Source organism: Methylobacillus sp. MM3 (assembly GCF_001645185.1).
GTDB lineage: Bacteria > Pseudomonadota > Gammaproteobacteria > Burkholderiales > Methylophilaceae > MM2.
In genome coordinates this window covers 447836-460626 of the sequence record NZ_LXTQ01000011.1, presented here as the reverse complement: position 1 = coordinate 460626, position 12791 = coordinate 447836, and the positions used below count along the sequence as shown (strand labels likewise).

Genomic DNA, 12791 nt, shown 5'->3' with positions numbered 1-12791 from the left:
AAGGAAAAATTGTGTCTTTTGAAAACCTGAATCTGCACCCCTCTATTCTTCACGCTTTGCAAGAAGCGGGTTATACCGAAGCTACGCCCATCCAGGCCGAAGCCATCCCTGAAATCATGGCCGGTCACGACCTGATGGCCTCCGCCCAAACCGGAACCGGCAAAACTGCTGCCTTTATCGTTCCGGCACTGAACCTGCTGGCTACGCCGCACCCTTCGAAGAGCCGCGGCCCGCGCATCCTGGTACTCGTACCGACGCGCGAATTGGCGGCCCAGGTCAACGATGCCGCACGCAAATACGGCAAGTTCATCCGCGCACGCACTGTCAGCATTGTCGGCGGCATGCCCTACCCGCTGCAAAACAAGCTGCTGTCCCAGCCGCTGGATATCCTGGTGGCAACGCCGGGTCGCCTGCTGGACCACATGGAACGCGGCCGTATCGACCTGTCCCGTCTGCAAATGCTGATCCTGGACGAAGCCGACCGCATGCTGGACATGGGCTTCATGCCTGACGTCGAGCGCATCTGCTCCGCACTGCCGGGCGAACGCCAGACCCTGCTGTTCTCGGCCACGCTTGAAGGCAATATTGCACGCATCGCGTCGCAAATCCTGCGCAACCCCAAGACGATCCAGATCGCAGCGCAGCAAGCCAAGCACGAAAACATCGAGCAACGCCTGCACTTCGTGGACGATATGGGCCACAAGAACAAACTGCTGGAGCACCTGCTGATCGCTCCGGAAGTGAACCAGGCCATCGTATTCACCTCCACCAAGCGTCACGCCGAATTGCTGTCGGAAGACCTCATCGCCGCCGGCCACAAGGCTGCCGCGCTGCATGGCGACATGACCCAGGGCGCGCGCAACCGCACGCTGACCAAGCTGCGCCATGGCGATGTGAACGTACTGGTCGCGACCGACGTTGCTGCTCGCGGCATTGATATCGCCGGCATCAGCCATGTCATTAACTATGACTTGCCGAAGTTCGCCGAAGACTACGTGCACCGTATCGGCCGTACCGGCCGTGCCGGTCGCAGCGGCATTGCGATTTCCTTCGCAGCCCATGGCGAACGTTTCCAGTTGCGCAAGATTGAGCAGTACACCGGTCAGCGCCTGGAAGCCGCCGTCATCGCCGGCCTGGAGCCGCAACGCAAGCCGCAAACCGGCAACAGCAACGGCAAGCCGGGATTCAAACCGGGCTTCAAGCATGGCGCCGGCAAGTTCGATGGCAAGCCGGCTCACAAGCCGCGCGGCCAAGGCCAGGGCTACGGCGGCCAGAAGCGTCATGACGGCGAGAAATCGTCGTTCAAGCCGCGCGGCAATCGTAGCTTCGCGTAACCGTTACCATTTGCTTCGCCAAGCTACCGCTCTTTGCCGGTGACTTGGCGATTCAAAGGCAGTTTGAGGATAATTGAACCCTGTGACGACTGAAACCATGACTTTTGCCTCCCTCAACCTGGCACCCGAGATTCTGCGGGCCGTAGAGGAAGAAGGCTATACCAAACCCACGCCGATTCAGGCGCAAGCGATACCGATGGTGCTGGACGGCCGAGACCTCATGGCCGGTGCCCAGACCGGAACCGGCAAGACCGCCGCGTTTACCCTGCCCTTATTGCAAAAACTGCTGCCGTACTCCAGCACCAGCGCCTCACCGGCACGTCATCCGGTCCGCGCACTGATCCTGACGCCGACGCGCGAACTGGCGATCCAGGTGGAAGAAAGCGTCAAGACCTACGGCAAGCACGTGCCGCTGCGCTCGCTGGTAGTATTCGGCGGTGTGGATATCAAGACGCAAACGCCGCATCTGATGCGCGGCGTCGAAATCCTGGTGGCAACACCGGGCCGCCTGCTCGATCACGTCGAACAGCGCACCGTACAACTCAACCAGGTACAAATGCTGATCCTGGACGAAGCCGACCGCATGCTGGACATGGGCTTCCTGCCGGACTTGAAACGCATCCTGGCGTTACTCCCGAAACAACGCCAGAACCTGATGTTCTCGGCTACCTTCTCAAACGATATCAAGAAGCTCGCCGACGATTTCCTGACCAACCCGACACTCATTGAAGTCGCGCGTAGCAACGCCGCGGCCGAGAACGTCACGCAGAAAATATTCCGCGTGGCTCAGGACGAAAAGCACGCCGTGCTGGCCGAACTGCTGCGTAACGAAAATTCGCAAGCCATCGTCTTCACCAAGACCAAGCTTACCGCCAGCCGTCTGGCACGCCTGCTGCAACGCGACGGTATCGCCGCCGATGCCATCCACGGCGACAAATCCCAGCAGGAACGGATTCAGGCTCTGGACGCATTCAAACAAGGCAAGATCACCACTCTGGTCGCCACCGATGTTGCCGCCCGCGGCTTGGACATCGACCAGCTGCCGATGGTGATTAACTACGAGATCCCGCATGCCCCCGAGGACTACGTCCACCGCATTGGCCGTACCGGTCGCGCCGGCGCCTTGGGCGTCGCCGTGTCACTGGTCTCCCCGGAGGAGGAAAAATACCTGAAGGAAATCGAAAAGCTGATCAAGCGCGATATTCCGCAGGAAGAACCTCCGCGTATCGAACGTAGCGCCAAGCCCAGAAGCGAACGCCGCCCATCCGCAGAACGCGAAACTCCGATCTCGCGCCCTGCGAAAAAATCGAGCGACCCCTGGTTCGATCGGCCTTACGAACCGGATGCGAGCAGCGACGCCTCGATACGCCACACCCCGCGACCGATGTCCAAGCAGAAACGGGAAATTCCGGCGCTCCTTGGCGGACTGTTACGCAAAGACTGATCCGCGGCTGCTAAGCGGCCTTGGGCATATTGCCGAACAAGGCCTCATGCGTCTGCTGTCCGATGTCGAACACTACCGCCACGGCGTTCTCCACGCCTATCCGGATCGGCGGCCCGAAGCGCGATACCCCGAAGTGGGCGCGACGCATCATGCGTTCGATGGAGGTGGTGGTCACAGTCACATAGCTTTCGATGCCCATGCGGTCGCCGAAGGTGACGATTTCACGCAATGCATCCAACGACAGGCCGGAGAAGCCAAAACCTTGCGGACCGTCGGCTTCGATCGCAAAGCGGCTCAACTCCCAAATCTTGGGATTCTCCGGAGCTGCTGCACCATGCAAAAGCTCCGGGAAGGTATCCTTCAGCATATAGGGACCTTCCGTCGGCAGTGCCCGCCAGCAGCCTTTTAGCGCGTTGCTCTGGTCGTGAATCATCATGTAATACGGATCGAGCGCGTCGTAACCGTCGATTTCCATGCCGCTCATGATGGGCACATCCCATCCCATACGCTCCTTGAATATCTTGGCGCGCAGCTTGTACATATCCCACAGTTCCTTGCTTTCAAAGTCCTTTCTTGGGGCGATTCTGATTGAATGAGCCATGATGCGTTCTCCTTTGAGTTTACTGGTTACCCAGCACGCATAAAAAAGTATGCTCATTGCTTAAGTTTTGTAACTATCAGAACTGATAGGTTTTTCAGAAAAGGGCTTGGTGCAGAATGGCGTTGAGGCCAGCTAAGCGGCCCTAACCTGGAGGAATGAAGATTGAGACAGCATCAAGTCGAATTTAAGGAAAGCATCCGCCGTCACGCAAGCCACACGGCACCCCACCCTCTCGATCAGCAATCGTTACGGGAATATCGTATTGCCAGGCTGGAAAATCAGACGCGGTTCTGGTCGCGCTTTGGCGTCACGCAATCGCGGGGCAGCAGGTTCGAACTGGGGATGGAGATTCCAGCGCCGGTCAGCATTCTGCTCAAGCTCTATCTCAACGGCATCATAGATGACCGCGACTTGCGTAGCGTGAATGCCGACAGCGCGCTGATGGATTAAAATCAGGCGGGATGGATCATGCCCAGGCGGATGGCTTTGACCACCGCCTGCCTGCGGGAAGTTACGTTCATTTTTCGCCGGATATTGCTGAAGTGGAAATTGACAGTTGCTTCGGTGCAGAGCAATATTTTTGCGGTTTCCCACGAAGTCTTGCCAATGGCGCTCCACTTGAGGCACTCCAGTTCGCAGCGCGTCAATTCAGGCCCCTGCTGAATAACGGCAGGCTCGCGCCGGAATTGCGTGGAGGATTCGAAAATGAAATCGCGCAGGCAGGAAACCTCAGGCATTTTTTCGTAGGCATGCTGCTTGAAATCCTTGCCGGCCTTGTCGTCACTGACGAAGCACAGAATCCCTACCTCGCCATTAGGCCCGTGAATGGGCAGGGTAATCCCGGAGCGCAGGTTGTAATTGCATGCCTCTTCGTACATTTCCTGCTGGCGCCGGCTTGAGAACAACTCAGGCGACCAGATCAACGGGGTGGTTTTGGTCAGGCAGTGCGTAACGGTAGGATCGACATAGCCCAATGCTTCGTCATCATATTTGGTACGCCATCTGGAAGAATAATTGCTGTGCAGAAATGCGAAGGAAGCTTCGATAGGCCCTTCGCGATCCGGGAATATGGCAAGCAGCGCCTGATCGAAACCCAGGCTTTTGGCGAGGCTGAACACCGTGTCGCGCCACGCGGTTTCGGTCGTGCACTCAAGCAGGCCTGAGAGTTTCTCGAAATGGTTCATTGCCTCTATTCCCCCCGGAACTTGTATCTAACATTATTATTAACAGGGTTCAGCTTCGCAAGAGAAAAATCATTAATTTCTTCGAGCGACATCCTTATGATAGTTAAAGATTTTATTTTCCTTCACCCGCCTGGTTACGCATGAAATCGGCAACGCCCCACAAGGCATTCCCAAGCTGAACCATCACCGGCTCTTCAACACCGATATCATGCATCGCACGTATCATGCAGTACATCCACTGGTCGCGTTCCGACTCGCCGATGGTAAACGGCAAATGGCGCGCGCGCAGGAAAGGATGGCCGTAGCGCTCGATATAAAGCTGAGGGCCGCCAGTCCAGCCGGTCAGGAACATGAATAGCTTTTCCCGTGCTTCCGTCAGATCCTGTGCATGCATCGCACGAATGCCGGCCGCCTTCGGGTCAGTATCCATGATGTCGTAAAAGCGTTCGACCAGTTCACGCACTTTTTCAACACCGCCCAGCAATTCATAAAACGTGGCCTTGCTGCTGCCAGGTTCGCCTACTTTATCCAACATATCAGAGAGCTCCCGGTTTCACGCGACTAGCCGCCAGTTTGGCGCGTTCGCGCGCTTCACCGGTGTCCTTGCCGGTCGCCAGCGCCACGCCCATGCGGCGGCGTTCGAAAGACTCGGGTTTACCGAACAGGCGCAGGTCGGATTCCGGCACGGCCAGCGCCTCGGATACGCCTTCGAAAGCCAGATTCCTGCTATCCACACCGCCATAAATCACTGCGCTGGCACCCGAGGCGCGCAGGCTGACATTTACCGGCAGGCCGAGGATCGCGCGGGCGTGCAGTTCAAATTCGGAAAATCGCTGGCTCGCCATGGTAACCATGCCCGTGTCATGCGGACGCGGACTGACTTCGGAGAACCAGACTTCATTCCCCTTCACAAACAACTCCACCCCGAACAGCCCCAACCCGCCGAGGTTATCGGTGACGGCCTTGGCGATTTCTCGCGCACGCTCCAGCGCCTCGGGGCTCATGGCTTGCGGTTGCCAGCTTTCCACATAATCGCCTTTGACCTGCACATGGCCGATAGGCTCGCAGAATTGGGTTTCGACTTCTCCTGCCGATTTGGCGCGCACCGTCAACAAGGTGATTTCGTAATCGAAGTCGATCTGCCCTTCGACGATGACCTTGCCCTGATCCACCCGTCCGCCCTTGGCAGCGTAATCCCAGGCGGCGGCCACCTGCTCGGGGCCGGTGATGCGCGACTGGCCTTTGCCGGAAGATGACATCACCGGCTTGATAAAGCATGGATAACCAACTCTGCCGTCAATTGCGGCCTGCATTTCGGCAAGGCTGGAGGCGAAGGCGTAAGGGGATGTGGGAAGCTTGAGTTCTTCCGCGGCAAGACGGCGAATGCCCTCGCGATTCATGGTGAGCTGCACGGCACGGGCGGTAGGAATGACCTGCGACAGACCAGCAGCTTCAATTCCTGCAAGTGTATCGACGGCGATGGCTTCGATTTCCGGCACGATCAAGTGGGGTTTTTCGGCTTCAATCAGCGCACGCAGCGCCTTGCCGTCGGTCATGTCCACAACGTGCGCACGGTGCGCCACCTGATGCCCCGGCGCATTCGCGTAACGGTCGACAGCGATCACTTCGACTCCCAGGCGTTGCAGGGCAATGATGACCTCCTTGCCCAGCTCGCCACTGCCGAGCAGCATGACGCGTGTGGCGGAAGGGCTTAGTGGGGTGCCGATTTTCATGGGAGACTCCGCAGCAAATTGAATACTGCGATTTTACCACGCACGCGTGGGGTTCTCAGCCGTCCTTGAGCCCGTGCTTTTCCATGCGATAGCGTATGGTCATGCGGGTGATGCCAAGCAGTCGCGCGGCTTCCGAGACATTTCCGCCCGACTGCTTCAGTGCGTTTACTATGAGCGTTTTCTCCGCTTCTTCAAGCGTCGTGGCGACCGGGGATGCGGCCTTATCCAGAGTGGAAATCCCGGAAAGCAAAGGCAATGCAAGATCGGCCGCATTAATTTCATGGCCCCGGCTCAACAATACACCGCGGCTGATCTGATGTTTCAGCTCACGAATATTACCCGGCCAGGGATATTCGCGCATGGACTGCATGGCATCGGCGGAATATTCGCGATGCGGCAAACCGTAACGGCGTGCAGTTTGCTGCGCAAAATGCCGCGCCAGCAGCAGAACATCGCCGCCGCGCTCGCGCAGGGGCGGCATTTCGATATTCAATACGTTGAGCCGGTAATAAAGGTCGGCGCGGAAATGCCCATTCAGCACCATCTGCTGCAGATCGCGGTTGGTCGCCGCGACGAAACGGGCGGGCACCGGCCGCTCCCTGGTAGAACCGAGACGGCGCACCATGCGCCGTTCGAGCACATTGAGCAGTTTTGCCTGCAAGGTCAGCGGCAACTCGCCGATTTCGTCCATGAACAGCGTGCCGTCCTCGGCAGCCTCGATCAGTCCGCAACGCGAGCCTTGCGCACTGGTGTAAGCGCCCTTTTCATGGCCAAACAGTTCGCTCTCAATCAGATCGGCTGGCAGCGACGCGCAATCCACATGCACAAAAGGCCGCTCGCTATTATTGCAGGAGTGATGCAGCAAGCGCGCGGCAACATCCTTCCCGGTGCCGGTCTCTCCGGTGATGAGCACAGTCGGCGGCGCGACATCGGCCACGGAAACAAGTCTGGCAATGCGTTGAATCTGATTCTGCACGGCCTGCATGGCCGGGCTTTCGCCGATGAACTCGACGCCTTCCGCAGCATGGCTATCACGCTGGCGCGAATGGTCGAGCTGGTGTTTGAGTGTTGCAGAACGCTGAGCCTTGCCGATGGCGAGCAGCAGTTCTTCGAGATCGACAGGTTTTTTCAGATAATCGGTAGCGCCCTGCTTCATCGCACTGACGGCGTCATTCACTTCCCCATAGGCCGTCATCACGATCACCGGCAAACCTTTGGCGATCAGTTCCGCCAGAAGCTCCATGCCGTTGCCGTCCGGCAAGCGCATGTCCAGCAACACGATATCGGGCATGAATTGGCGGATCACCGCCCGGCCGCCGGCCAGTGTGTCCGCCCCTTCACAATCGTAACCTGCCTGACGCAGCCGCTTGATGACGGCGCGCGCAAACAGGGTTTCGTCTTCTATCAGCAGGACGCGCAACTTTCCCGAGATCGGCGATGCCGGGGACTGGAAATAATCGTTGCGCACCTGCATAGTCAATAGCTCAATTACTGAACATTCTTACTTTTTCCCGCCAAACTCATAGCGAACTCCTACCCATGCTGCGCGAGGAGCTCCTGGGGATACAAGCACAGAGCGATCGTCGTCCCCATCCATGAAAGTACCGTCGGCCTCGAAGAAGGTTTCGCCCAGCATGCCGCCGGTGTAATACTCCTTGTCGAACACGTTGTTGACCTTGGCGAACACTTGCCAGCCGGTGTCGGCGAAGCGATAGCGGGTATCGAGGTTGACGATGGTATAACCGCCTACCTTGGCGCCTTCGCCATGGTCATCGTTGTTTTCGTTGCCGTGCGCATATTGGTCGGAGAAGGCCACGATGTTGGTACCGATGGTCCACTGCGGAAGCGCTTCCCATTCGCCGCGGAACTTGAACTGATGGCGCGGGATGCCCGGGATGTTGTCGCCCTTGCCGACATGGATTTCGTCGCCGACGGCGCTGTTGTTGACTTCGTTGACGAGGTCGAACTCGGACTCGTACGTTGCCTTCACATAGCTGTAACCTGCAAACCAGCGGAACTTGCCGAACTCGCCATCCAGGCCGAAGTCACCGCCAACGCGACGCGTTTTGCCGACGTTGTCGAAATAGCCAGCTCCCGTGGAGCTGGAAGCGATGAACTGGATGTCGTCAGTGTTCTGCGTGCGATAAAGGCTTGCGCTATAGCCGAGTGCAGGACTCAGCTTGCCGCGAATGCCACCTTCAAAGGTCTTGGAAACCACCATATCCAGCGGAGGATCGCCTGCCATTGCGTTGGGAAGCTTGCAAGGCACATCGGGGTTTGCGCATCCCAACTCAATGGAAGTCGGAGCGCGGCTGCCCTCGTTATAGCTGGCGTAGAACGACAAATCCTTGGTCGGTGTGATAGCGAGGCCGATGGCCGGGTTGATGCGATTGAAGCTGTGTTCAGCGGTCAGGGACTCTTCATCGCCGACCGGGTGCGTGATGCCATCCAGCTTGTCCTTGTTATCGACCTTGGTATGATTGTAGCGGCCGGACAAGGTCAGGTGATAGACGTCGTTGAACGAGTACGTATCGGTTGCAAACAGGCTCCATGTCTTGCTGACACCGCGCAACTTCACGTCTGCTTCGTCATTGAAAATCCCGGTACCGCTCACGCCGCGGCTGGCCGTGATGTCACCCAACTCGCTGGACTGGCGGAAATCGGTACGACCGTGATCGTAGCCAAGGCCTGCAATAAACAGATTCTTGTGACCCATCAGGTCTTGATCGAAGTTCAGTTGCGCAGTAAAGCCATAGCCGACTCGACGTGAGTTGCTGCGGTTGAGGGCGCCGCCGCAGTCCTCTTCGGGATTTCCAGAGTCTACGCAAGTCGGGTCGAAATTAGCATCATCCACATCGTCGTTGACGTCACCATTCAGGCTGCGCGTACGCGCATTGCGATAGTACATGTTGCCGCTGAACATCGTGTGGTCGCTCAGCCAGTGGCTGCCGTTGAAATTCAGGAATGCGAGCTTGTTCTCGGTCTGGTCTGGCTTGGTGTTGATCACGTCCCAGTCCTGTTCGCGCAGGAATTCCTTTTGCACCAGGCCGTTGCCGATCAAGTCATTATCTGCCAGCGACATCGTCAAGTTGAGATCGGTGGTCTCGCTCTGCCAGCCGATCTGACCGAACATCTGCCTGACCTCCGAAGGCGAGGCGTCACGCCAGCCTTGTTCATCGAAATAGTTACCGGAAAAATAATAATCCACGCCGTTCGCCGCAACGCCGCCGAACTCGGCTTGCGCGTTATAGCGATCCCAGGAGCCGGCCGAGAGTTCGACAGCGCCACCCTGATGCGTAGCGCCGCGCTTGGTCTGCATGGAAATCGCGCCACCCAGGGTATTCAGGCCGAACAGCGGATTGGAGCCCGGAATAAGCGACATATTGGATATCGCGTTCATCGGAATCAGATCCCAGCTCACCACGTCGCCGAAAGGTTCATTGATGCGCACGCCGTCCTGGAACACGGACAAGCCTTGCGGGGTGCCCAGCAGAGGCGAAGCCGTGAAACCGCGGAAATTCACATTCGGCTGGAATGGATTGTTCTGGGTTTCGTTGACATTCACGCCATTCATGTTCTGCGACATGAAGTCGGCAATGGTGAGGCTTTGCTGATTGCGCATTTCCTCCCCCTTTACGGTCTGCACGTTGGCAGGCACCTGCTCGATAGGCAGGCCGATACCGGCGAGCGGCGTGGTGCTGATGACCTCGACGCGCTCGCTCTCTACAACTTCTGCCGAAGCGATTTGCGGTACGGCGCAGATGGACGCCACCAGCATGGCTATCGTCCGCAGACGAAAAACTTGGTCTTGCATGAGTACTCCCCCGATTTCGATGAATCCGATTGTTAAAAGCCCGTTACATAGATCAAGTTTCGTACCAAGATTTAACAATTACTTTCATCTGTTATTTTTCATATGCTTACTGAGTATCATGGCCGTTGCAGAGGCAGTTTAACGCAAAATATGGTTGTTTACAGCCATCAATGTGGCTGTAAACAACCGATTGCTAAACGCTTTGCAGCACCTGCCTCGGCGATACATGCACAATTCGCCGCACTCCCAGCCATGCCGCCGCAGGCACCAGCAGCAGTCCGGCACCGATGGTCAGCATCGCCAACCACGGATTGAAGGCATAAGGGATTTGCAGCAGGCGGTCGCTGATCACCCAGGCAAGCAGACTGGCGCCTATGGTAGCCACCAACCCGGCCAACAGGCCTATTCCGGCAAATTCGACAAGCACCGTGGCGCGCACCTGCCGGCGGCTGGCGCCGAAGACGCGCAGCACGGCGACTTCGCGGATACGCTCGTCCTGCGTCGCCGACAGCGCGGCGTAGAGCACCGCAATGCCGGTCAGCATGCAGAAAGCGAATACGAATTCCACCGCGAGCGTCATCCGGTCCATGATGCCGCGCAATTGCGCGAGTATGGCTTCGACGTCGATGATGGTGAGATTGGGCTGGCTGCGTACCAGCCGGTTGAGCACGTCCTCGCGGCCCGCCGGCAAATGAAAACTGGTGATATAGCTGGCCGGAAATTTTTCCAGCACGCCGGGCGGAGTGACTGCAAAGAAATTGGCGCGCATCGAATCCCATTCGACCTTGCGCAGGCTCTGGATTTTCAGATCGATGCGCTGGCCGCCGATGTCGTAAGTGAGCCGGTCGCCGAGTTTGATGCCCAGCGTGGTTGCAATGCCCTCTTCAAGCGAAATCAGCGTCTGCCCGCGTTCGCTCGCCGTCCACCAGCGACCGGCGACGATGCGATTGTCCTTCTGCATGGTTTCCGCCACCGAGAGATTCCATTCGCGCTCGGCGAGGCGGCGCGCGCGTTCGTCAACATAGCGGCCGGTATCGAGCGGATGGTCGTTGATCGCCACCAAACGGCCGCGCACCATCGGGAAAATTTCCGGCGGTGCGAGTTGCTCCTGCACGAAAAACTGGCGCATCGACTCCATTTGGCTAGGCTGGATGTTGATGACAAAACGATTGGGTGCATCCGGCGGCAAGGATGCGTGCCAGTTATCGAGCAAATCGCCGCGAACGATGGTCAGCAATGCCATCGCCATCAAACCCAGGCTGAACCCGGCGACCTGCGCGATGCCGACGCCAGGGCGCTGCAACAGATTGGCGATACCGACGCGCCAGGTGCCTCCCGAAGTCGCTGCCACTTGGCGTAACAAATATCCCGTTCCGGCAGCCACTGCGCACGCCACCAGCAATAGCGCGACCAGACCGCCCAGTACGATCCAACCCAGCTTCGCATCGCGCGCGCTCCAGAACACCAGTCCAAGCATCACGGCGATGCCCGGCAGCCAGGCCAGCCATGACACGACAGCGTTTTCGCCCAGATCCTTGCGCAGAATGCGCAAGGCCGGCACACCGCGCAAGCGCAGCAGATGGGGCAACATCACGCCCAGCATGGCCGCCATCCCTGCAAGCAGGCCACCGAAGGCTGGCGTCCAACCCGGTGCCGGAAGTTTTTCGAGAAACAGGCCGCCAGCCAGACGGGCCAGTACTTCCTGTGCGGCAAAACCGAACAGACAGCCCAGCAGGCTCCCAGCAAAACCCAGCACGAAGGCCTGAACCAGGAACACTTGAAGGATACGGTTTTGCGAAGCGCCGAAACAGCGCATCAAGGCGCAGGTATCGAGATGGCGACGCACATAACGCAAACCAGCCAGCGACATGGCAACCATGGACAGAATCACGCTCGCCATGGAGGCCAGACCGAGAAACTGACGGGATTTCTCCAGAGCGCTGCGGATTTCCGGCCGGGCACCGCTCACGTCCTCAATGCGCGATCCGCGTTCAAGCCGACCCTGCGCCCATTGGCGGAACTCGTCGAGCGCCGCCGGTTCACCGGCCAATAACAGTCGATAGCGGACGCGACTACCGTACTGGATCAGCCCGGTACTCGCCACGTCGTTGGCATTCATCATCAGGCGGGGGGCGATGCTGAACATATCGCCGCCGCGTGCCGGCTCTTCCTGCAATATCGCAGCGACTTTTAGCTGCCGCTCGCCCACGGCCAGCGCATCGCCTTTTTTGGCGCCAAGCAGGCTGGCAAGGCGCGGTTCGATCCAGATTTCACCTGGTGCCGGCACGCCATCGGCCTTGCGCGCATCTCCAAACGGCTCATCGGCGATCGTCAACCTGCCACGCAATGGATAGGTGGGACTGACCGCCTTGATTTCGGCCAAACGCCCCTCTTCGCCCAGCATTATCATGCTGGGGAATTCCATTGTTTGTGCAACTCGCAGGCCGAGCTTGTGCGCCTCTGCCGTAAATTCTTCAGGCAAAAGGCGATCCGATACCACAACAAGATCCCCGCCCAGCAGCATCCCGCCCTGTCTTCCCAACGCCGACTCGATACGGTCGGCGAAAAACCCCACAGCAGTCATCGCGGCCACCGCCAGCACCAGTGCAAACAACAAAACACGGATCTCGCCAGCACGCCAGGCGCTACGTAATTGTTTGAGCGCAAATGTCATATCACCG

9 protein-coding genes and 1 pseudogene are annotated in these 12791 nt (G+C 58.3%); 3 read left to right on the top strand and 7 right to left on the bottom strand.

What is annotated here, in order from left to right:
• Window positions 1-11: 11 nt before the first annotated feature.
• Both A7976_RS06480 and A7976_RS06475 read left to right on the top strand, forming a co-directional pair.
• Window positions 12-1322: pseudogene (locus tag A7976_RS06480) on the top strand (DEAD/DEAH box helicase); the annotation flags it as partial.
• A gap of 109 nt (window positions 1323-1431) precedes the next feature.
• Complete coding sequence (locus A7976_RS06475) at window positions 1432-2778, top strand: DEAD/DEAH box helicase (protein ID WP_205633472.1); 1347 nt, start codon at window positions 1432-1434, stop codon at window positions 2776-2778.
• A 10-nt stretch (window positions 2779-2788) separates the two neighbouring features.
• Here the strand turns inward: A7976_RS06475 and A7976_RS06470 are convergent, their stop codons facing one another.
• A complete protein-coding gene (locus A7976_RS06470; protein ID WP_067108868.1) occupies window positions 2789-3379 on the bottom strand; it encodes an acyl-homoserine-lactone synthase in 591 nt (196 codons plus the stop codon).
• Window positions 3380-3541: 162 nt separating this feature from the next.
• Between A7976_RS06470 and A7976_RS06465 the strand changes: the two genes are divergently transcribed.
• Window positions 3542-3829, top strand: coding sequence for a hypothetical protein (locus A7976_RS06465; RefSeq protein WP_205633460.1), 288 nt, complete (start codon window positions 3542-3544; stop codon window positions 3827-3829).
• A gap of 2 nt (window positions 3830-3831) precedes the next feature.
• Here A7976_RS06465 and A7976_RS06460 read toward each other — a convergent pair whose 3' ends face one another.
• The 6 genes from A7976_RS06460 to A7976_RS06435 all read right to left on the bottom strand — a co-directional run bounded on the left by A7976_RS06460 (window position 3832) and on the right by A7976_RS06435 (window position 12784).
• Window positions 3832-4563: a LuxR family transcriptional regulator gene (locus A7976_RS06460; protein WP_067108865.1), complete on the bottom strand. Its 732-nt coding sequence runs from the start codon at window positions 4561-4563 to the stop codon at window positions 3832-3834.
• Between the two features lie 112 nt (window positions 4564-4675).
• Window positions 4676-5098 carry a group II truncated hemoglobin gene (locus tag A7976_RS06455; RefSeq protein ID WP_067108862.1) on the bottom strand — a complete coding sequence of 141 codons (423 nt, stop codon included), beginning with the start codon at window positions 5096-5098 and terminating at the stop codon, window positions 4676-4678.
• A 1-nt stretch (window position 5099) separates the two neighbouring features.
• Window positions 5100-6296, bottom strand: a complete 1197-nt coding sequence (gene purT / locus A7976_RS06450; protein WP_067108859.1) for a formate-dependent phosphoribosylglycinamide formyltransferase — start codon at window positions 6294-6296, stop codon at window positions 5100-5102.
• Window positions 6297-6351: 55 nt separating this feature from the next.
• On the bottom strand, window positions 6352-7770 hold the full coding sequence (locus A7976_RS06445) for a sigma-54 dependent transcriptional regulator (protein WP_067108856.1): 1419 nt from the start codon (window positions 7768-7770) through the stop codon (window positions 6352-6354).
• Window positions 7771-7797: 27 nt separating this feature from the next.
• Entirely contained in the window at window positions 7798-10110 is a 2313-nt protein-coding gene (locus A7976_RS06440) for a TonB-dependent receptor (RefSeq protein ID WP_067108855.1), read from the bottom strand.
• A 193-nt stretch (window positions 10111-10303) separates the two neighbouring features.
• Window positions 10304-12784, bottom strand: a complete 2481-nt coding sequence (locus tag A7976_RS06435; RefSeq protein ID WP_240483814.1) for an ABC transporter permease — start codon at window positions 12782-12784, stop codon at window positions 10304-10306.
• Window positions 12785-12791: the final 7 nt, after the last annotated feature.

Bases quoted from the DNA above. Each gene is read 5' to 3' on its own strand.
- purT (WP_067108859.1), bottom strand. From the start codon at position 6,296: ATGAAAATCGGCACCCCACTAAGCCCTTCCGCCACACGCGTCATGCTG.
- A7976_RS06455 (WP_067108862.1), bottom strand. From the start codon at position 5,098: ATGTTGGATAAAGTAGGCGAACCTGGCAGCAGCAAGGCCACGTTTTAT.
- A7976_RS06440 (WP_067108855.1), bottom strand. From the start codon at position 10,110: ATGCAAGACCAAGTTTTTCGTCTGCGGACGATAGCCATGCTGGTGGCG.
- A7976_RS06475 (WP_205633472.1), top strand. From the start codon at position 1,432: ATGACTTTTGCCTCCCTCAACCTGGCACCCGAGATTCTGCGGGCCGTA.
- A7976_RS06470 (WP_067108868.1), bottom strand. From the start codon at position 3,379: ATGGCTCATTCAATCAGAATCGCCCCAAGAAAGGACTTTGAAAGCAAG.
- A7976_RS06460 (WP_067108865.1), bottom strand. From the start codon at position 4,563: ATGAACCATTTCGAGAAACTCTCAGGCCTGCTTGAGTGCACGACCGAA.
- A7976_RS06435 (WP_240483814.1), bottom strand. From the start codon at position 12,784: ATGACATTTGCGCTCAAACAATTACGTAGCGCCTGGCGTGCTGGCGAG.
- A7976_RS06445 (WP_067108856.1), bottom strand. From the start codon at position 7,770: ATGCAGGTGCGCAACGATTATTTCCAGTCCCCGGCATCGCCGATCTCG.